Below are 19,169 nucleotides of genomic sequence, written 5' to 3' on the forward strand. Positions count from 1 at the left end.
CCCGCAGCGCGCTGGACGGGCCGACAGACCGCCCATCCCTGGAACGATCCGCGCGCTGAACACTTTGCATTGCAGTCTTCAGATATCCGTCCGAGGATAGAGGCTGGCATGGAAAGGCCCGTGGTTGAGCAGACGGTCTGAAGAGTCGGAATATCAGTTCGAGCCGCACGAGCGGCCGATGATGCCGGGGTCTCCGGCGACGCCCTACCATCCAGGCCGGCGCCGCTTGGGATATTTGCTGATCGGCGTGCTGCTCGGCCTCACGGGTGGCTTCATCAACGGCCTGCTGATGGCGAACCTGCCCCAGATCCAGGGTGCGCTCGGGCTGACCAGCGTGGAGGCCGGCTGGCTGACTGCTGCCTATACGATGACCAATGTCTGCATGAGCCTGCTGCTCATCAAGTTCCGCCAGCAATTCGGCATCCAGCGCTTTGTGCGGATCGTGCTGATCGGCTTTCTCGTGCTCAACACGCTGCAACTGTTCGTGCACAGCTATGGTCTGGAACTCTTCGTGCGCGCGGGCAGCGGCATCGTTGCCAGCGGCCTGTCCACGATGGCGCTGTTCTACATCATGCAATCGATGAAGGCAGAGGCGCGGCTGGGCGGGCTGGTACTGGGCGTCGGCGTCTCGCAGATCGCAACCCCGCTCGCCCGGGTGATCTCTCCGGCATTGCTCATCCATGGCGATGTGCAGAACCTGTACCTGTTCGAGTTCGGCCTCACATTGCTCTGCCTCGCCGGGGTATGGCTGCTGCGCCTGCCGCCAAGCGAGCGCATCGACGCCTTCGAGCCGCTGGATTTCCTGACCTTCGCTTTGTTCGCCCCCGGCATAGCCCTGCTCTCCGCCGTGCTTGTGCAGGGCCGCATCGTCTGGTGGTCGACGCAGTGGCTGGGCTATGCGCTGGCGGGCGCGATCCTGCTGATCGGCGCGGCGGTGATCGTCGAGCACAACCGCGCCAATCCACTGCTCAACACGCGCTGGATGGGCAGCGCGGCGATCATCCGGTTCGCCGTCATCGCCGCCAGCATGCGCGTGCTGCTCGGCGAGCAGAATGTCGGCGCCAGCGGTCTGCTGACCGTGCTCGGCATGGGGCAGGACCAGCTGATCGGTTTCTACACGGTGGTCACGCTGGCGACCATATTCGGGCTGGCGGTGAGCCTCAAAACGCTCAAGCCGACCGACCTGCTCAAACCCGTGATCATCTCCTGCGCGCTCATCGCCATCGCCGCGTTCTTCGACACCCAGTCCAGCAATCTCACGCGCCCGGCGCAGCTTTATGTGACCCAGGCGATGATTTCCTTCGCTGCGATCTACTTCATGGGGCCGACGCTCATGGCCGGCATCCTGCAGGCACTGGCCAAGGGGCCGAGCCATATCGTCAGCTTTTCGGCCGTGTTCGGCATTTCGCAGCAATTGGGCGGCATCGGCGGGGCGGCCCTGCTGGGCAGCTTCCAGATCATTCGCGAGCGCTTCCATTCCGAGATGCTGGTCCAGTCGCTCGTCGCCACCGATCCGCAGGTGGCGCAGCGCATCCAGCAGCTCGGCGGCGCCTATGCGCGGACGCTGGGCGATCCGGCCTTGCGTCAGGCGGAGGGCAGCATCCTCCTCTCCCAGCAGGTCGCGCGGGAAGCCAATATTCTGGCGTTCAACGATGTGTTCATGCTGGTCGGTGCGCTGGCCACGCTCGCCTTTGTGTATCTCGGCGCGCGGTGGATTTATTATCGTCGCAAAGGCATTACCCCCCTGGCCGAAGAGCTTGCGGCCTTGGCGGCAATGAGGACCAGGGCCCAATCATGAGTGACACATCCGCCGAACATCCGCGCCCATCCAACCGGACCGACCGTCTGGAAGATCCGGTGGAAGTGCCCAATGACACCACCCCCGTGGCCAGCGCGCCGAAGCGCGGCTGGGCGCCCCCGCAAGCCGGCCGCAGGGTCACGCTGCTGGCCGTGCTGTTCATCGTCGTCGGCATTCTCATCGTACTTTACGCCTGGGGCCTGCCGCCTTTCTCCTCGGATGTTCAGACGACGGACAATGCCTATGTGCGCGGCCAGACGACAGTCATCGCGCCGCAGGTGAACGGCTATGTGGTGGAGGTGCAGGTTCAGGATTATGAGCAGGTCCGCAAGGGGCAGGTCCTCGCGCGGATCGACGACCGGATCTATCGCCAGAGAGTGGCGCAGGCGCAGGCCCAACTCGCCACGCAGCGCGCCAATCTCGCCAATAGCAGCCAGAGCGAGGCGTCCAGCCAGGCCCAGCTTGCTGGGCAAGCGGCCAGCGTGGCCAACGCCAGGGCGCAACTGGCCCGCGCGCAGGCCGATATGCGCCGGGTGAACGATCTCGTCAGCCAGGGGTCGGTCTCCCTGCGCGAGCGGGACCAGACTCTGGCGGCGCTGCGTCAGGCGGAAGCGGCCGTGCTGCAGGCGCAGGCGCAGCAGCAGGTGGCGAGCGAGCAGGTCCGCACGGTGACGGTGGGGCGCGGTGGCCTGCGCGCCAATGTCGATGCGGCGCAGGCGGCCCTGCGCCTCGCGCAGATCGATCTCGCCAACACGATCATTCGCGCCCCGCAGGATGGGCGGCTGGGCGAGGTGGGCGTGCGGCTGGGGCAATATGTCACGGCCGGCTCGCAGCTGACCTTCCTCGTGCCGCCCTTCGTCTGGGTGGCTGCGAACTTCAAGGAAGCGCAGACGGCCCATATGGCGCCGGGCCAGAGCGTGCGGCTGCGGGTCGATGCGCTCGATGGCGCCGTGATCCACGGCAGAGTCGAGCGGCTGGCGCCCGCCGCCGGCAACGAGTTTCAGGTGATCCGATCCGACAATGCCACCGGCAATTTCGTGAAGGTGCCGCAGCGCATCACGGTGCGGATTGCCCCGGATGCCAAAGACCCCCTCTATGCGCGGCTGAGGCCGGGCATGTCCGTCCAGGCCAGGGTCGATACGGCAGGGCACAGGTGATGCGGCCGGCCATCGCCTTGCTGGGCGTCGCCTGCCTGTCCGGCTGCATGGCGCCACCGACGCCGCTGCCCTCCTCGGCCACCGTGACGCCGCCTGCCGGCTGGCAAAACGCCGTGGTGGGGGACGGAGAGGTCGATGCCGGCTGGTGGCGGGCATTCAATGATCCCGCGCTGACGCAGCTGGTTGAGACCGCGATCGCCAACAATGTCGACATTGCTATCGCTGCCGCGCGGGTCCGCGAAGCGCGGGCGCAGGAGCGGCTGGCGCGCGCCCAGCTTTTCCCCACGCTGGATGCGACCGCCGCCGGCTCCCACGGCCGATCGCTCAACCCGTTTGGCCAGGCGACCGAGGGCACCAGCGCCCAGCCTGCGCTGCAGGTGGCTTATGAACTCGATCTGTTCGGCAGGATCGACGATCAGACGTCGGCAGCGAGATCGGCCTGGCTGGCCAGTCAGGCCGCGCGCGACGCGACGGCGCTTTCGGTCAGTGCGGCCACGGCATCGGGCTACATCACGCTGCTGGCCCTCGATGCGCGTCGCGACGTGGTCCGCCGGACGATCACGGCGCGGGCCGAAAGCCTCCGTATTGCCCGCTCCCGCGCCGAGGCCGGCTACACCTCCCAGCTGGAGCTGCGCCAGGCCGAGGCGGAATATCAGGCCGCAGCCATCATCCTCCCGCAGGTCGATCTGGCGATCCTGCGGCAGGAGAATGCCCTGCGCCTGTTGACCGGGGATGGGCCGGGCGTGATCCAGCGCGGCGGATCGCTCGACGCCCTCGTCGCGCCGCCCGTGCCCGATCAGGGGCTGCCGTCCGAACTGTTGCGCCGCCGTCCCGACATCGCGCAGGCCGAGTTCGCTCTGGCCGCATCGGATTCCACCCTGTCAGCCGCGCGCAAGCAGTTCCTGCCGAGCCTTCGCCTGTCTGCTGCGGCGGGCGCGATTTTCAGCAGCGCGTTGGCGAACCCGGTAACGATCTGGTCCGTCGGCGGCAGTGTGCTGGCGCCCTTGTTCGAGGGCGGGCGCTTGCGCGCCGGCGTGGAAACGGCCGCCGCCCGCCGCGATCAGGCCGCCTTTACCTATCGCAAGACGGCCCTGACCGCGTTCGGTGAGGTGGAGAATGCGCTGGGCAATGTCGCCAGCCTCCGCCAGCAGCGCGCGAGCGCCGAGGCGCAGAGGGCAGCCATTGCCGACGCATTGCGTCATGCGACCAATCGCTATCGTGCGGGCTACAGCAGCTATCTTGAAGAACTCGATGCACAGCGCGCCCTGCTCTCCGCCGACCTCGCGCTGGTGCAACTGCGCTCCGATCAGCTCAACGCCCTGGTCACTCTGTATCAGGTGCTGGGCGGCGGCTGGGAGAGCGACGCGCGTTGACCTGCATTAGCTTTGGGAGGCTGGCTCAGCCCCTACGCCCTTTGTCGGATAGGCTGCGGAAGGTGATCGACCAGCGCGGCTGGGTCATCGGCGCGATGCTGTGTTCCCAGTCGTGGCGGACCTCGCCGGACAGATGGTAGACCGACCGCGGGGCCAGTTCGAGCTTCGCGCGTTCGAAGCCGCCCGAATGGCGCCGGCGCAGCCGCAGCACCGCATCGCTGCCGAGCGAGATGCCCACGACATGCTCGAACACCGGCCGATCCCTGTGCCAGCCGATGCCGGCCCCCGCGTCATAGCGGGTCAGCAGCGACTGGACGAGATCGTCAGCAGCGAGCCCCGCGAAGCGGGCGGCGCGGGCTCTGAGCGGGAGCAGCCAGTCGGGTATGGGGTCGGTCGTCCCGAAGCTGCCGGTCTCGAAATCGTAGCGCCATCCAAAGGAGTGGGTGAGGCGCTTGCCGGTCCACTGCTGGAACCGGAAAGGCGCCAGGCCCAGTGCGTCGATCCGCTCGATCAGCGCGGCTTCCTCCCGGCCATCGATGATGTCGGCGCGTGCGTTCAGGCCGGGCACAAGGGGCGTATCGAACAGGTCGAGCATCGTCATGCAGGCGGCCTCACCGCAACTGGCTGTCCTTGCTGCCGCGTCGGTTGATGGCGGAAAACGACGGGCGCCTGTCGCGTGCCGACTGGCAGGCGACGCAGGTCCGCGCGCCAGGCAGCGCCTTTCTGCGCGCCTCGGGGATTTCCTCGCCGCATTCCTCGCACGCCAGGGTGCCGGGGCCCGATGGCATCCGGGCCCCGGCGGTTGCCAGAGCGTCTTTCACGCTGTCGTCGATTTGATCCTGAACGGCGCCGTCGGGCGCCCAGCCATTGGCCATGCTCGCCTGCTCCCGCATCTGTGTCTGCGATAAGTCCTATATGGGGTCGCTATCCCCGAATTTCATCAGGTCGACATGGGGGCATCGACGGACGTGTCCGCCTTGCGCCCGCAAAGATCGCGCAGCATCTTCGTGCGGCGCGCGACCTCCGGTCGTCGGAGCAGGGCGTCGACCGGGGCGGGCAGGCGGCGGCGCCAATTGGGGTGCTCGTCGAGCGTGCCGGGGAGGTTGGGCTGCTCCTCAAGGCCCAGCAGATCCTCGATCGAGATGATCTTCACCGGAGTCGGCGCCTGGGCGATGTGGGCGAGGGCTGCGTCGACCACGCTGTCGGTCGAGACGCTGGCAAGCGCCTCGGGTGCGCCGGCCAGCAGGTTCCACAGATGCTCACGCTCCTCCGCGCGCCGGTCATGGTCTGCGGGCGTCTCGGGCTGCAGGCTCTGCCGCCATTCCAGATCGCGCGCGCGCCACCAGCCGGCGACGGTGGGCGTGTCGTGGGTGCCGGTCATCGCGACGCTGTGCGGGCGATAGGCCGAGGCGGCGGCGAATTTGCCGTGGGCGTCCCGCTCGAACCACAGCACGCTCATGCCCAATATGCCCCGCGCGGCCATGACATCCATAAAGCTCTCGGGCGCCGTCCCAAGATCTTCGGCAATGATGAGCGCCCGACTGCGATGACTTTCGATGGCCAGGATCCGCAGCAAATCCTCGAACGGATAGTCGAGATAGACGCCCTCCGTGCTGGGCGCGCCCTCGGGGATGACCCACAAGCGGCGCAGTCCGAACGCATGATCGATGCGGAGGCCGCCGGCATGGCGCAGCGCCGTCCGGATCATTCGAATCCACGGGCGGAACCCCTGCGCGCGCAGGGCGTGCGGCGAATAGGTGGTAAGGCCCCAATTCTGCCCGTTGGGACCGAGCGGATCGGGCGGGGCGCCGATGGTCAGGCCGCGCAGAAAGCCATCCGGATCGCTCCAGACGTCGCTCCCGCCGGGATCGACCCCGACGGCGAGGTCGGCGATCAGGCCAATGCGCATCCGTGCGGCACGCGCCGAGGCCTGCACTTTGCCCAGCATCCGGTCGGTCCGGGTCTGCGCCAGAATGTGAACCGCAACCTCCTGCCAGTGGCTCCGGGCGAAATGGTCGACGGCCGGGCTTTGCGGGCTTTGAAACGCGGCCGGCCAGCGCTGCCAGGGGCGGCCGCGAAACTCGATGGTGAGCGCGTCGAATAGCGCGTGGCGGATCAGGGCGAGGTCGGATTGCGCGTCGTTCCAGATTGCACGCTGGGCCTCCTCGTCGAGCGCCGCGAAGGTGGCGCGCTGCTTGAGAAGCGCCGCATCCCTGGCTGCGGTCCAGTCGATCAGTTCATCATTGGCATGATCGGGCGGCGAAACAGGCGCATCGGCCAGCAGGGTGTTGAGATAGGTGCGGCTGGACGGCGCGTAGGGGCTGAAATGGCGGGCGGAACCCGGCACCAGCGCATGGACTGGGCTGATCGCCAGCAGATCGGCGCCTTCCTCTGCAAAGCCGAAGCCCGCCACGCGCAGGTCGTCGAAGGTGCCATACATCCTCTCGCTGCGCAGCGAGGGGATCTGGATCGCTGGCCCCCAAATGGCGGGATCTGCCAGCTCGCAGCACCGGGGCGGCGCCACCGCCAAGGTAAAGACATGGCCTGCGATGTCGACCCGATGATAGCCGATTGCGGTGAAGGCCGGCAGTTGCCCGGCGTGGATGGCGACACGCCCTGCGCTGCCATCCTCAGAGGTGACCTCTGCAAAGGCTTCAGCCGCCAGACGATCCGGCAGAGGGACGGGCTGGCCGGCATCCGCACTCAGAAAGTCCGGAGGTCGCGCCGCCTCTTCAGTCAGCTTGGCCCAAGCCTGCGCCCGCTGCGCATCCGTCTCGGCGGCATAGCCCAGTGCCTGCAGGACCGCTCGAAGCGTGTCCTGCGACACGCTATGCGCGAGGCCGTCGGCATCCTTCCAATGGATCGCGAGCCCTGCCGCGTGCGCCAGGGCTAGAATGTCATCGTCAGGCACAGCGCCCGGCCTCAGGGCGTTTTGGCTTTCTTCGCGCGGCCAGCTGCCGATGCCTTTTTGGCCGGCAGCGCCGTCGAAGCCGGGGAACTGGCGGCAGCCATCGTTTCGCTCTGCTCCTGCGGCAGGGATAGGTCAGCATCATCGGCAGGGGAGGCAGCCTGCTGTTGCTGCTGGCTCAGGACTTCCTGTTCTACCTGCTCCCAATGCTCGCGGTCACGCCCATGGGGGCGGCCTTCGGCTTCCCACAGCTCATAGGCCCGCTTGCTGATCGTCTGATACTGGTCATCGTCCATACTGGGTTCCTTGCGTTTCTTGGGGTCGATCATGCTGGCCTCGCGCCGCCGCATCGGGGCCGGCGATCAGGTCTGGCAGGGGAATGTCGATGGTGACCGCGCGGTTTTGCCATGTCCGGGTGACGCGCAGCCCTTCCGGCGTTCGCTCCAGCCGATAGCTGCCCATGGCGAACAGTTCCGCATCCTCCCGGCGGCGCGCGAGCAGGTCCTGTGTCAGCTTTAGCTTGCGGGCATCGCGCCCGGCTGGGCCGGAGGCGATCGTGTCCCAGTCCACGGCTCGGCGATTGTCCGGGTCGGTCAGGGCGATCGCGACGATTTCCGTGCCCTGATAGATGTCCGGCACCCCGGGCGCGGTGATCTGGAGGGCGGTCTGCGCCATTATGAGCGCTTCCCATGTCTGCAGGAACGCCTGTCGCTCGTCGGCCGACCACAGCGCGCCGTCTTCAAGCGAGGCCATCAGGGACAGCGCAAGCTCGGTCACGCCGTTTTCCATCTCAAGCGCCGGCGCCTCATAGCTGGATTCGAGCTTTGCCTCACGCATGGCCTTGGCCATGTGGTCCCCAATGCGTTGCGCGGCATCCGGCTGATCGAGCATCATCAGCGCGCATTGAATGGCATAGATGCCCCAGCGCGGCGGTAATGCCCGATCCTGTGCCCGTGCGAGTGCCTCCCCGTAGAGGCGCGCGCCCAGCTCCGGAAAGGCGGCCAAGGCGATGATCGCGGCCCTGGCATCGGCCGAGCGCTTGGTGTCATGGGTGGACAGGGCATTGAGCGCGCAGGGGGTCTCGGACGCACGCTCGTTCATGCGCGCCGCAAAGCGCTCAAGGTTCATCGGCTGGAGGTCCGGGGCGGCGCCCACCTCGCAAAACGGCAGATAGGCGATGGACCGATAGAAGACGGTATCCTCCTCGGACTTGGCGGTGAGCGCACCGGTCAGCTGCTCGAATCGGGCTGCAAAGGCGCGCGCCAGCGGATCGTCGGGGGCGGATAGCAGGCTGAACACCGGCCCCAGCATCCCGCTTGGGTGCGGATCGCCACGCGCGCCGGCCAGAGCCTGCGCGCAAAGGTCGCCCGGCGGCATCACGTCGCCGGCGTAGGAGCGATAGACCGGCCAGTGCATCGCAAGCTGCACGATGGCCGCGCGCACCTCCGGCGCTGCGACGGGCGATCCGGCCAGCGCCATGATGGCCGCATCGGTCACCCGATCCAACTCGGGCGTAAAGACGGTGTACAGCATCGTCCGGCGGACGCCGCGCACCTCAAGGGCATAGTCCGTCGGCACATGCGCGCGCGCTGCGGCCGCCAAGGCATCCAGACCTTCCGACGGGGTCAGCAATTGGGTCACGGGCGCCATGAACTCATAACCGCTCATGCCCTCGACCGGCCAGCCCGGCGCCAGCGGCTCGCCTTCCTTGACGATCTTCTCCACCCAGATGGGGATGAAGCCCAGCGCCTCGCGCAGCCGGCGGAGGTAGCTGAGCGGGCGGGCCAGCCCATCGATATGGTCGACGCGGACGCCCTGGACGCGCCCGGCCCGAACCTGCTCCACAATCCAGCGATGGGTGAACTCGAAGACCTCGGGGTCTTCCTGTCGCACCCCGATCAGATCGGTGACGTTGAAGAAGCGCCGGTGGACGATGTCGCCGCCATCCTCCTGCCAATGGCCGATCTGCCAATGCTGTTCATCGAGCAGCTGCGCCAGCAGGCCTTCGTCCAACGTCTCCCCGCCCGCCAGCCGCTCGGTCAGCGGTGTTGCGCGCAGGGGGTAATGCTTGTCGTAGACGCGCAGGGTCGGATCATTGCCGATGAGCGAGAAGGCCAGTTGTTCCGCGTCCAGAAGATCGGCCGGCGTCCCGTCCAGAACCGGGAACTGCAGCGGGCCACGGTCCCAGTCGATATCGAACAGGGGCGCAAAGCGGCTCTCCTGCCCATGCCGCATGATGTCGGCGATGAAGGGATTTTCCGGCGTGAACGCCATATGATTGGGCACGATGTCCAATATGATGCCGAGCCCGGCGGCGCGCGCCGCGTCGCTCAGCTCGCGAAAGGCCTCGTCACCGCCGAGCACCGGATCGACCCGATTGGGATCGGTCACGTCATAGCCATGGGTTGAGCCCGTCGCGGCGCTGAACAGCGGCGAGAGGTAGATATGGCTGATGCCCAGCGCCTGCAGCCAGGGAATGCGCGCGCGCACCGCCTCCAGATCGACGCCGTTCCGCAGCTGGATCCTGTACGTCGCGACGAGGCCGGGGGCGCTGGGATGGCGCATGGTCATTGGTCCTTTCGAACGGCGGCGGCGAAAGCGAAGCCGCTTCCTTGCGCAGCCTCCACGAAGAAGGGGTCGGTGGGTGTGGAAACATCCTCGCCGCCAAGCAGCAAGCGGACGTGCAGGGTCGCAGTGGTAAATTCCCACCGCGCATCGAACGCCGCGCCTTCGCGCAGGACGACTGCCTTGGGCCGTTCCGTCTGTGCAAGGAGCGGCGTGATATGGAACGCCCGCAGCGCGAGAAGATCGCGCACAAAGGCTTCATGCTCGCGCTGCGCATCGTTGGCCGCGTGGCCGATCATCGAGCGGGCGGCCGTTTGCGGGTCATTGGGGTCCGGCACGGTGCCGGCGAAGGATGTGAACTTCTCGAACTCGCGTGCCCGGCCGGTGCGCACCGCTTCAGCCAGATCGCCCGTGAAATCCGTGAAGAACAGGAATGGCGCTTCGGTAAGAAACTCATCGCCCATGAACAGCATCGGCGTAAAGGGCGTCAGCAGGGTCAGTGCCGTCACCACCCGCAGCGCGGCGCGGTCCGCCACCAGATGGTGCAACCGCTCGCCCTGCGCACGATTACCGACCTGATCGTGATTGCCCAAGAAATTGACGAAGGCCGTCCGGGGCAGCAGGGCGGATGGCTCGCCGCGCAAATGCTCATGCGGGGGCCGTTTCTGCCCCTGCTCCACATATCCATCGCGCAGCGCCATCTCGATGTCCGCCAGCGGATCGACGGCAAAGGGCGCGTAATAGCTCTCGTCTTCCCCGGTCAGCAGGCAGTGGACCGCGTGGTGCCAGTCATCGTTCCAACTGGCATTGAAGGGCGCATCTGGCTCGAGATAGTCGACGAGGTTGCGCTCATCCTCGGTCACCAGGTGGACCGGGCGTCCCCAGTCGCGCGCGCGAACCGCCTTGCCCAAATCTTTCAGGAAGTCTTCGGTCGTCTGGTCGGCAATGGCGTGAACGGCGTCCAGGCGCAGTCCGTCCAGCTGATATTCCTCCAGCCAGAAAACTGCGTTGTCCAGGAAGAAAGCGCGAACGGCGGGCACATCGAAGGCGATGCCATCCCCCCAGGGCGTGCGGGCCGAGGCGTGGAAGAAGGACGGGCACCAGGCGGGCAGATAATTCCCGGAGGGGCCGAAATGGTTGTAGACCACGTCGAGCATCACCGCGATGCCGAGCTTGTGCGCCGCATCCACGAACTGCTTGAGGCCGTCCGCACCGCCATAGCAAGGATGGGGCGCATAGAGCAGCACGCCATCATATCCCCAGCCGCGCGCGCCCTCGAACTGGGCGACCGGCATCAGCTCGACGACCGTCACGCCGAGGCTTTTCAGGCGTGGCAATGCCCGTTGCGCGGCGGCAAATGTGCCCTCGGGCGTGAAGGTCCCGACATGAAGCTCATAGATGACCGCCTGATGCCAGGGGAGACCCGCCCAGTCGGCGGACCATTGGAAGGCGCGAGGGTCGACCAGGCGCGAGGGGCCGTGAACATCGCCCATCTGTGCCCGCGCTGCCGGGTCGGGATAGAGCCTGTCCCCGATGCGAAAGCCGTAGGAGGCCCCCGGTTGAGCCGCAGCGGTGCCGGAGAACCAGCCGTCGTCACCCGGCGCCAAGGCCGTCGATCCGCCGTCGATCTCGACTGCCACTGCTTCGCGATCCGGCGACCAGAGCGAGAAGCGCCATTGCCCGTCTTCCTCGGGCTCTGCGCCCCAGCCTTTGCGGAAATGGTGGCCGGTCATCGTGCGGTCGGCGCGTAGACGCATACGCTGTTGGCCGGGATGGCGAGGACATCGCCCTCGCACGGGTCTTCCCTGAAGGGATCGGCGCTGGCGGTATCCAGGATGCGCGTCCAGTGCGCGATGCCATTGGGGTGGGGCAGGGTGAAGTCGAGCGCGTCGCCTGCGTTCACGATGATGAAGAGCGCACCGATATTCTCATCGTCAAGGAAGGCCGCTCGCGCGGAGTGGTCGATGAACAGACCAAGGACGCGTAACTCCGTTTCTGCCCACACCGCCTCATCCATCTCGCGCCCGTCCGGCTGATACCAGGCCACTTCCGTCCGCCCATCGTCCCCCGCATCGCCGAGCAGGAATGTCTCCTGTGCAAGGACCGGATGATCGAGGCGGAAGCGGACCATCCGCTGCACGAAATCGAGAAACGCATCGTCGCGCTCGGGCCAGGCGATCCAGGCCGTCTCATTGTCCTGACAATAGACATTGTTATTGCCCTGCTGGCTGTTGCCGATTTCGTCCCCGCTCAGGACCATCGGCACGCCCTGGCTCAGCAGCATCGTCGCGATCATATTCCGGCGGCGCTGGCTGCGTGCCGCGCAGATATCGGCGTCGTCCGTCGCGCCTTCGGCACCCATATTGGCGGAAAGATTATGATCATGGCCGTCCGCGCCATTCTCGCCATTGGCCTCGTTATGCTTGTCGTTGAAGGACACGCAGTCCATCAGCGTGAAGCCATCATGAGCGGCGAGGAAATTCACCGAGGAGGTGGGGCTCCGGTCCGAATGGTTGAACTGCTCGGGGGAGCCCAGCAGGCTCCCGGCCAGATCGCCGACCAGCCCGCCATCCCCCCGCCAGAACCCGCGCACGGTATCGCGGAACTTGTCGTTCCATTCGCGGAACGGCGCGGGAAAGCCGCCAACCTGATAGCCGCCCTCGCCGACATCCCAGGGCTCGGCGATCAACTTTACACCGGCGAGGATGGGGTCCTGCCGGATCGCGCCGAAGAATGTCCCCTCGCGATCGAACCCGGCCGCCTGCCGTCCCAATGTCGAGGCGAGATCGAAGCGGAACCCGTCGACATGCATGACCTGCACCCAGTAGCGCAGTGAATCGAGCACCATCCGCAGCACCATGGGGTGCGCCACAGAGAGCGTGTTCCCCGTACCGGTCTGGTCGAACGAGTATCGCGGATGGTCCGGCGACAGGACATAATAAGCCGCATTGTCGAGGCCGCGGAAGCAGAGCGTCGGGCCGCGTTCCGATCCTTCGGCGGTGTGGTTGTAGACCACATCCATGATCACTTCGATGCCGACCCGGTGGAAGCGCTTCACCATCTCCTTGAACTGGCGAATGGCACCGGGGACGCCCTCGCCCTGCTGGAGGAAGCGGGTTTCCGGGGCGAAATAGCCGAGCGTCTGATAGCCCCAATAATTGGAAAGGCCGCGTTCCAGCAGGCTTCGATCATCGAGGAAGAACTGGCAGGGCAGCAGCTCGATGGCGGAGACGCCAAGCTTGCGAAGATGGTCGAGGATCGGCTCGCACACCATGCCGGCATAGGTGCCGCGTAGTTCCTCCGGCACGTCGGGGTGCGTCATGGTGAGGCCACGCACATGGGCTTCGTAGATGATCGTCTCGGTCCATGGGAGACGCAGCGCCGCGTCTCCCTCCCAATCGAAATCGGGGTTCTGCACCACGCTCTTGACCATGAACGGGGCCGAATCCCGCGTGTCGAACGTCAGATCGTCGCCACTCAGGAGATCATAGCCCCACAGCGCATCGTCCCATTTGAGCGTGCCGGATACTTCCCGCGCATAGGGGTCGAGCAGCAGCTTGTTGGGGTTGAAACGATGGCCCTGCTCGGGCTCATAGGCGCCGTGCGCGCGATAGCCATAGAGTTGACCGGGCTTGAGGCCGGGGAGAAAGCCCGAGTGGATCGAGCCTTCGCGTCGGGGCAATTCGAGCCGCTGAACCTCTTCTTCCCCATCGTCCGAGAAGAGCGAGAGTTCGATGGCCTCGGCATTCTCGGAAAAGACCGCAAAATGAACGCCCTCGCCGGTATATTCGGCGCCGAGCTCATGGTGCAGCCTGTCCGGCTTTGCGAAGGCCAGAGGCGTCGCGTCTGGCTCCAGGCCGATATCGTCTACCTGGGTCAAAGTCCGGGCGCCAGCATTCTCCGGGGGCTCTCATCTGCCGAGGCATAATGGGGCTTGGCGGATCGTTTCGCGCCGGCGAGCCGGCTCATCGCCTGCGCGGACAGGAGGCGAATGCCGCCTTCCGAGACAAGGCAGTCCTCGCCGCATTGCCTGAGCGCTTCGGAAAGGTGGAATCCATCGGGAATGACGGCATCGCCGGTCACGATCGCATTGTCGATGCGCACATCCGAGCCGACGCGCGCGCCGGGCATCACCACGACGTTGCGAAGCTGGGCTCGCTCGCCGACGCTGGCATCTTGGCCGATCATATGGCCCGGCCAGGCCGGACGGTCGGAAACCGGCGCAGACCGCACCGGCAGGCCAATGGCGCGCCGCCCGGCGACCGGCCATGAGGGATCGAGCGCGACCCGGCCGCTGGCGATATCGGCATGAATGCCATGATAGGCATCCACCGTGCCGAGATCGCGCCACAGCGGCGCGGCCTGCCCACGCCCGGGCAGCGCGTAGACATAGGCGCCTCGCTCGGCCACCAGCCGGGGCAGGACATGCTTGCCGAAATCCAGATCCTCATGGAGCGGAGCCAGTTCGGCCAGCACCTGCCGCAGCAGCTGCCAGGTGAAGACATAAATGCCCATCGATGCAAAGGCATGACCGGGACGGTCGGGCGCTTCCGCAGGCGAGGCCGGCTTCTCCGCGAAATCGGTGATCAGGCCATCCGCGCCAGCCGTCATGACACCGAATTGGTCGGCGTCGGCTAGCGGGACGTGCACCGCGCCGACCGTCACTTTCGCATTGCTCAGCATGTGGCGTTCGATGAACGGCCGGTAGTCCATCTGGTAAAGGTGATCGCCCGCGAGAACCACGACATGGTCCGGCGCTTCCTGGTCGATCTGGTCGCTGATCTTGAAGACTGCGTCCGCGGTTCCGTTGAAGGGGCCGCATTCATTGCCGTCGAGCACGTCTAGCTCGATGCCGCCAAAGCGCTGCCACGTCTGGTTCAAATGGCGATGCAGCGCGTCGGGCTCATATTGGGTGAGCACCAGTGCGCGGGGGATGCCGGAATTGGCGACGTTCGCCAGCGTGAAATCGATGAGCCTGCCCACATCGCCAACCGGAAGAGCAGGTTTGGCGAGCGCGCTGGTCAGATCATGAAGGCGACTGCCCCGACCGCCTGCCAGGACAAGAGCCAGCGCCTCAGAAGTCGCATGCCGGGCATTCGATTGGCTCATATCTACCTCAGGTCAAAGGAAATCTTCGCCTGATTAACCAACGGCAACGCGCACTGTTCCCTGTCTTTACATATGTTAAGCGATTTTTGTTGCCGCCCCTTGGGGAGTGACATGGCCCGGAGCGTGCGGCGGACGAAGCCGCGCCGATACCGGCAATAGAGGCGCCACTGTGCCAGCCGCCAAGCCGGCCGCAACGTCGGTGTTTGGCTAGCCCCTCACGATGGGCGCAAGATCAGAACAGCCGGGCCAGAAAATAGAAGGCTGCGCCCACGACAGCTGAGGCCGGGATGGTGATGATCCAGGCGATCATGACGCTCTGCGCCACGCCCCAGCGCACGGCAGAGGCCCGTCGCGCGGTGCCTGCACCGATCACGCATCCGGTGATCGTGTGGGTGGTCGAAACGGGAATGCCCATCAGCGAGGCCGTGAACACCATGATCGAGCCGCCAAGGGAGGCGCTGAATCCCTGGTGCTGCGAGAGCTTGGTGATCCGCGAGCCCATCGTTTCGATGATCTTCCAGCCGCCCGTCAGCGTGCCCAGCGCGATCGCGATATAGCAGGCAATCGCCACCCAGTGCGGCACCGCGAATTCGCCGGTGAGATAGCCAGTCGAATAGAGCAGCACCGTGATGATGCCCATGGTCTTCTGCGCGTCATTGAGGCCGTGGCTGACGGAATAGGCGGCCGAGGACAACAGGTGCAGATAGCGAAACGCATGCTCGGCGCCACGAGCGGTGGCCCGGCGGAACACCCAGCTCGTCGCCAGCATGATCAGCATGGAGAGCAGCATGCCCAGCGTGGGCGAGAGCACGATGGCGATCAGCGTCTTGTTGAGGCCGCTCCACTGGATGCCGGAGATGCCGGCATGGGCCATCCCCGCGCCGATGAGGCCGCCGATCAGGGCATGGCTGCTGGAGGAGGGAATGCCCTTGAGCCACGTCACCACATTCCAGAACATGGCGCCGATCAGCGCGCCGAAGATGACGGCCGGCGTGATCAGATCCTGGCTGACGAGGCCCGCGCCGATCGTCTCGGCGACCTTGTGCAGGCTGGGGAAGGCCAGCATGAGAAAATAGGCCGCGAAATTGAAGAAGGCCGCGAAAACCACCGCCGCGACCGGGCCGAGCAGGCGGGTCGCCACCACGGTTGCAATCGAGTTGGCGGCATCATGCAAGCCGTTGAGATAATCGAATGCGAGCGCGATGACGATCAGGCCGACCAGCAGCGGAAAAGCGAGGTTGTGCATGACCCTGTGCGCTCAGCTATGGTCGATCACGATGCCGTCAATCGCATTCGCGACATCCTCGAGCGCGTCGACAATCCGCTCCAGATGCTTGTAGATCTCGCGCCGGACGATGAACGCCATGGGATCGGCCGTCCGGAACTTGCGATAGGCCTGCTTCAGCCCCTCGCTGTGGATGGCGTCGGCATGGCCTTCCATCCGCACCAGCCGCTCGGTCAGTTCATGCAGGCGCTTGCCGTTTTGTGCGACATTGCGCAGCAGCGGCATGGCTTCCGCCAGCACGCGCGTGCTGTCGACGATAATCGCCGCCATATCCTTCATTTCCTGATCGAAGTCGTGCACGTCATAGATGTCGATGGCCGCCACTGCCGACTGCATCTCATCGATCGCATCGTCGGTCGAACTCACAAGGCTGATGATCGCGCTGCGGTCGAATGGCGTGAGGAACGTCTTGCGGACAAGGTGAAGCACCTCACGGATGATCTCGTCGGCATCGGTTTCCCGCTCGATCACCTCGCGAATATGGTCATCGCGGCTGTCCCCGTCATGCAGCAGCCGGGTCAGCGCGTCGGCGCCGGCGACCACGGTCTGGACATGCGCTTCGAACAGATCGAAGAAATTGCCCTGCTTGGGCAAAAGGCGCTGAAACCAACCAAACATCCTGCTTATCCCTGAAGTATGTGCAACGGTGTCCATCACCGATTGGCGCCGTGTCGCCGCCTTGAACTCGGATGCTGCGAAAGATCGGATCAGATCGCTTAGATCCGGCTCGTCGACGGCATCGGCTGCCTCGCTGAGGCTGAACCACCGCCGCTCGCGTTCGTGCTGCTCTTTCCAGTCGGTCAGTTCCCGATTGACGGCCAGCGGGAACACCTCGACGTCCACCATCAAGTTGGCGCCGTTACGCCGCCGTTTGCGGTAGCGATAGGTTCCCAATGGCGTCGGGCAAACGGCCCCGACGATGCCGGCTTCTTCCTCGGCCTCGGCCGCGGCCGCCTGATGCGGGAGCTTGCCCGCCGATCCATTGCCCTTGGGAATCACCCAGCGCTTCGTCTCGCGCGAGGTGATGAGCAGAATCCGGATCGGTGCATCCAGCGCATCGCCTTCAGCCCGATAGGGCAGTGCCGCAATCTGTTTGATTGTTTGTCCCCTCAGCAGAGCGCCTGGCGCCCATTGTGACAGTTTTATGTCAGTTGCAACAGTCAACCGCGCGCGATGTCCCCTGAAGAGCAGCGGGTCATTCGACATTCATGCCCTTGCCGCTAGAGCGAGGACTGTTCGATCTTCAAGGCCCTCTGCCGCACTATGTTCAGCACGCTGCTTCCGACCCTCTACTCCGCCCACGTTCCCCGGCCTTCGCCAGACCTCAGCAATCCCGGCGCTGGCCTGCAAGGCCGGGCCCTGCGTTTCATGCGCCCGGGCAGAGGCCTCAAGCTCATCGCAGTGGCGCTCAGCCTCACCGCTGCCCATGCCAGAGCAGAGACCTATCATGTGAACGCGATCACGGGGGACGATCGTTTCGACGGTCGGGTTGCAACGCAGCCATTTCGGTCGCTCGCCCGGTTGGGCAGCGTGAAGCTTAAGCCGGGTGACAGGATCCTGCTGGCGGCGGGGTCGGTGTGGAAAGAACCGCTCACCATCACCCAATCGGGCAGCAGAGGGGCACCCATTGTCGTCGGCGCAACCGGCTCGGGCGCGCGCCCCCGCATCGATGCGGGCGGCGTATCGCCCCATGCGGTGGCGATCCTCAACGCAAGCTATGTGACGGTGAGCGGCCTTGAACTGACCAATGACGGCCCGCCTGCCGGCTCGCGCTATGGCGTGCTCGTGTCGGCCGAAAATGTCGGCGTCGTCCGCGGCATCCGCATCAGCGACATGTACATCCATGATGTGCGCGGCACGAATGACCGCAAGGACAATGGCGGCATCGTCTTTCAGGCGCTCGGCCCGCGCTTTCCGACCCGTTTCGATGACCTTGCGATCGAGCGCAACATCATCTGGCGGGTGGACCGCTCCGGCATTGCCGGGATCAGCGATCAGGTCACCGCCGCGCGCTGGTATCCAAGCTATGACATCGTGATCCGGGACAATTATCTGGAGGACATTGGCGGGGATGGCATCGTGCCGCGTGGCACCGATGGCGCGCTGATCGAGCACAATATCGTTCGCTATGCCGCCGGCCGGGCGCCCGGATACAGCGCCGGGATCTGGCAGTGGAGCACGGATCACAGCCTCATCCAGCTCAATGAAGCTGCCTACACCCGCACGCGCTACGACGGTCAGGGCTTCGATTCCGACTTCAACTCGCGCCGGACGACCATCGCGTACAATTACAGCCACGATAATGCCGGGGGCTTCCTGCTGATCTGTTCGCCCAAGGCCAATGACAAGGACAATATCGGCAATCGCGGCACCGTGGTGCGTCACAATGTCAGCCAGAATGACGGGACGCGCATCTTTCAGCTGTCAGGCACGATTTCGGACGCCTTGATCGAGAAGAATGTGATCCACGTCGCCAAGGGCAAGGATGTCCAGATGGTGGTCGCCACCGAGTGGCAGGGCTGGGCGAGCGACGTCCGCTTCCGCAACAATCGCTTCGCGGTGGCGGGCACGGCGCGTTATGGCAGCGAGGTCGGCCGCCAGGGGCCGGATTATCTGATCTCGGCCGGCTTCTCGCCGGCTCAGTTCATTCGCTTCACGGGCAACGACTATCTGGGCGCTCATGTCGATCCGCCCCGCGACGAGGTCGGCCTGATGAAGGCTGACTATAAGGCCCCCTCGCTCGATTGGGCGGTGCCGACATTCGACCCGGCCAAGCCGGACGGCTTCGCGGATTATCTCGCGCGCCACCGCCAGTGGATGCTCGCCATGCTTGAGCGAGAACTGGGCGCGCCGGTAAAGCTGCTCACGCCCCGCCGCGCGTCGGTCTTCGAGGCGCGGCGCTAGGGGTTCCAGCTTTCGGGTTCCTCGCGCCTTCCCAGCGGGCAGGGCCAACATCGTAACTTCAAATTAAAGC

At 65.6% G+C, this 19,169-nt stretch carries 14 protein-coding genes; 4 read left to right on the plus strand and 10 right to left on the minus strand.

Annotated features, from left to right (window positions below; all coding sequences use genetic code 11):
• Window positions 1–124 precede the first annotated feature (124 nt).
• From M2336_RS05535 to M2336_RS05545, 3 genes are read left to right on the plus strand one after another with little or no spacing between them, the layout of a single operon-like run.
• Window positions 125–1,798: an MFS transporter gene (locus M2336_RS05535; protein ID WP_264592638.1), complete on the plus strand. Its 1,674-nt coding sequence runs from the start codon at window positions 125–127 to the stop codon at window positions 1,796–1,798.
• A complete protein-coding gene (locus tag M2336_RS05540; protein ID WP_264592639.1) occupies window positions 1,795–2,955 on the plus strand; it encodes an HlyD family secretion protein in 1,161 nt (386 codons plus the stop codon). Before M2336_RS05535 ends, M2336_RS05540 begins: the two co-directional genes overlap by 4 nt.
• Window positions 2,955–4,328, plus strand: a complete 1,374-nt coding sequence (locus tag M2336_RS05545; protein ID WP_264574265.1) for an efflux transporter outer membrane subunit — start codon at window positions 2,955–2,957, stop codon at window positions 4,326–4,328. Before M2336_RS05540 ends, M2336_RS05545 begins: the two co-directional genes overlap by 1 nt.
• Before the next feature lie 25 nt (window positions 4,329–4,353).
• On the opposite strand, the gene M2336_RS05550 is transcribed toward M2336_RS05545, so the two are convergent.
• The 10 genes from M2336_RS05550 to M2336_RS05595 all read right to left on the minus strand — a co-directional run bounded on the left by M2336_RS05550 (window position 4,354) and on the right by M2336_RS05595 (window position 17,275).
• Window positions 4,354–4,923: an alpha-ketoglutarate-dependent dioxygenase AlkB gene (locus M2336_RS05550; RefSeq protein WP_181561528.1), complete on the minus strand. Its 570-nt coding sequence runs from the start codon at window positions 4,921–4,923 to the stop codon at window positions 4,354–4,356.
• Window positions 4,924–4,939: 16 nt separating this feature from the next.
• Window positions 4,940–5,203, minus strand: coding sequence for a DksA/TraR family C4-type zinc finger protein (locus M2336_RS05555; RefSeq protein ID WP_264592640.1), 264 nt, complete (start codon window positions 5,201–5,203; stop codon window positions 4,940–4,942).
• A gap of 65 nt (window positions 5,204–5,268) precedes the next feature.
• Window positions 5,269–7,239: a 4-alpha-glucanotransferase gene (malQ, locus tag M2336_RS05560; RefSeq protein WP_264574266.1), complete on the minus strand. Its 1,971-nt coding sequence runs from the start codon at window positions 7,237–7,239 to the stop codon at window positions 5,269–5,271.
• A gap of 11 nt (window positions 7,240–7,250) precedes the next feature.
• Window positions 7,251–7,565, minus strand: a complete 315-nt coding sequence (locus M2336_RS05565) for a DUF2934 domain-containing protein (protein ID WP_264574267.1) — start codon at window positions 7,563–7,565, stop codon at window positions 7,251–7,253.
• Complete coding sequence (gene treY, locus M2336_RS05570; protein WP_264574268.1) at window positions 7,522–9,801, minus strand: malto-oligosyltrehalose synthase; 2,280 nt, start codon at window positions 9,799–9,801, stop codon at window positions 7,522–7,524. The genes M2336_RS05565 and treY overlap by 44 nt, the downstream gene beginning before the upstream one ends.
• Before the next feature lie 2 nt (window positions 9,802–9,803).
• Window positions 9,804–11,558: a malto-oligosyltrehalose trehalohydrolase gene (gene treZ, locus M2336_RS05575; protein ID WP_264574269.1), complete on the minus strand. Its 1,755-nt coding sequence runs from the start codon at window positions 11,556–11,558 to the stop codon at window positions 9,804–9,806.
• Window positions 11,531–13,681, minus strand: a complete 2,151-nt coding sequence (gene glgX / locus M2336_RS05580; RefSeq protein ID WP_264574270.1) for a glycogen debranching protein GlgX — start codon at window positions 13,679–13,681, stop codon at window positions 11,531–11,533. Before glgX ends, treZ begins: the two co-directional genes overlap by 28 nt.
• Window positions 13,678–14,910, minus strand: coding sequence for a glucose-1-phosphate adenylyltransferase family protein (locus M2336_RS05585; protein ID WP_264574271.1), 1,233 nt, complete (start codon window positions 14,908–14,910; stop codon window positions 13,678–13,680). The genes glgX and M2336_RS05585 overlap by 4 nt, the downstream gene beginning before the upstream one ends.
• 232 nt (window positions 14,911–15,142) lie before the next feature.
• Window positions 15,143–16,156 (minus strand): inorganic phosphate transporter, encoded by a 1,014-nt coding sequence (locus tag M2336_RS05590; protein WP_181560695.1) that lies wholly within the window; start codon window positions 16,154–16,156, stop codon window positions 15,143–15,145.
• 12 nt (window positions 16,157–16,168) lie between these two features.
• On the minus strand, window positions 16,169–17,275 hold the full coding sequence (locus M2336_RS05595) for a DUF47 family protein (protein ID WP_264574964.1): 1,107 nt from the start codon (window positions 17,273–17,275) through the stop codon (window positions 16,169–16,171).
• A 288-nt stretch (window positions 17,276–17,563) separates the two neighbouring features.
• Here M2336_RS05595 and M2336_RS05600 point away from each other — a divergent pair, with 288 nt between their 5' ends.
• A complete protein-coding gene (locus M2336_RS05600; protein ID WP_264574272.1) occupies window positions 17,564–19,099 on the plus strand; it encodes a right-handed parallel beta-helix repeat-containing protein in 1,536 nt (511 codons plus the stop codon).
• Window positions 19,100–19,169: the final 70 nt, after the last annotated feature.

The sequence above is a fragment of the Sphingobium sp. B1D7B genome (genome assembly GCF_025961965.1).
Classification (GTDB): Bacteria; Pseudomonadota; Alphaproteobacteria; order Sphingomonadales; family Sphingomonadaceae; genus Sphingobium.

Excerpts from the sequence above, each read along its gene's own strand:
- M2336_RS05550 (WP_181561528.1), bottom strand. The coding sequence starts at position 4,923 with ATGCTCGACCTGTTCGATACGCCCCTTGTGCCCGGCCTGAACGCACGC.
- M2336_RS05585 (WP_264574271.1), bottom strand. The coding sequence starts at position 14,910 with ATGAGCCAATCGAATGCCCGGCATGCGACTTCTGAGGCGCTGGCTCTT.
- M2336_RS05565 (WP_264574267.1), bottom strand. The coding sequence starts at position 7,565 with ATGATCGACCCCAAGAAACGCAAGGAACCCAGTATGGACGATGACCAG.
- M2336_RS05540 (WP_264592639.1), top strand. The coding sequence starts at position 1,795 with ATGAGTGACACATCCGCCGAACATCCGCGCCCATCCAACCGGACCGAC.
- treY (WP_264574268.1), bottom strand. The coding sequence starts at position 9,801 with ATGCGCCATCCCAGCGCCCCCGGCCTCGTCGCGACGTACAGGATCCAG.
- M2336_RS05545 (WP_264574265.1), top strand. The coding sequence starts at position 2,955 with ATGCGGCCGGCCATCGCCTTGCTGGGCGTCGCCTGCCTGTCCGGCTGC.
- M2336_RS05555 (WP_264592640.1), bottom strand. The coding sequence starts at position 5,203 with ATGGCCAATGGCTGGGCGCCCGACGGCGCCGTTCAGGATCAAATCGAC.
- M2336_RS05600 (WP_264574272.1), top strand. The coding sequence starts at position 17,564 with ATGCGCCCGGGCAGAGGCCTCAAGCTCATCGCAGTGGCGCTCAGCCTC.
- treZ (WP_264574269.1), bottom strand. The coding sequence starts at position 11,558 with ATGCGTCTACGCGCCGACCGCACGATGACCGGCCACCATTTCCGCAAA.
- M2336_RS05590 (WP_181560695.1), bottom strand. The coding sequence starts at position 16,156 with ATGCACAACCTCGCTTTTCCGCTGCTGGTCGGCCTGATCGTCATCGCG.